General features: G+C 68.8%; 1 protein-coding gene and 1 pseudogene. One reads left to right on the top strand and one right to left on the bottom strand.

Annotated elements, in window-relative coordinates; genetic code table 11:
* Positions 1 to 104: 104 nt before the first annotated feature.
* Positions 105 to 272, top strand: a pseudogene (locus tag ABZ260_RS49345) (SMC-Scp complex subunit ScpB); the annotation flags it as partial.
* 131 nt (positions 273 to 403) lie between these two features.
* Here the strand turns inward: ABZ260_RS49345 and ABZ260_RS49340 are convergent.
* Positions 404 to 705, bottom strand: a 302-nt coding sequence (locus tag ABZ260_RS49340; protein ID WP_355632418.1) for a hypothetical protein, incomplete at its 5' end; no start/stop codon positions are given.

Here is a 705-nt window from a genome sequence, read left to right as displayed (position 1 = left end):
TGCGGCGGGGATGCCGCTGCACCGCCTCTACCGTGAGCTGCTCCTGGAGCCGCTCGGCATGAAGCACACCTACCTGGAGTACTGGGAGCGGCCAGTAGGTGACGAGGGGGCTGGTCGAGGAGGCCGGCACCGAACCGGAGAGCCAAGCCGTGCTCTACCGGACAAGTTCGTATTTTCTCGAGAGGATAGGCCTGCGGGGGCTCGACGAGCTTCCAGAACTGGCGCCTTTCCTGCCCGACGACATGGAATCCCTAGAGGAGCAGAAGCAGTGAACAACAGCCGTAGTACCCCGTCCGGTGATGGACGCGGTCAAGGCCGTGGCGGAGCCCCGCGCGGTGGCAATCCCCGTGGGGGCTCGCAGTCCGGTGGATTCCGGGGCGGTTCCTCCCGGGGCGGATCCTCGTCAGGCGGCTCCCGTGGTGGTTCGCAGGGTGGTTTCCGTGCGGACGGTCCGCGTCGGGATGATCGCGGTGGTTTCCGCGCCGAGCGTGATGGTTCGCGCAGCTCGTCCGGCAGGTCCTCGGGTGGTTTCCGGTCCGACGGCCCGCGTCGTGACGACCGTGGTGGTTCGCAGGGCGGTTACCGGTCCGACGGTCCGCGCCGGGATGATCGTGGTGGTTCGCAGGGCGGTTACCGCGCCGATGGCCCGCGCCGTGACGACCGTGGCGGTTTCCGCGCCGATGGTCCGCGTCGCGATGACCGTGG

The organism is Streptosporangium sp. NPDC006013, assembly GCF_040614275.1.
In the GTDB taxonomy this organism is placed as follows: Bacteria; Actinomycetota; Actinomycetes; order Streptosporangiales; family Streptosporangiaceae; genus Streptosporangium.
This window is presented reverse-complemented; position numbering and strand designations above follow the sequence as displayed.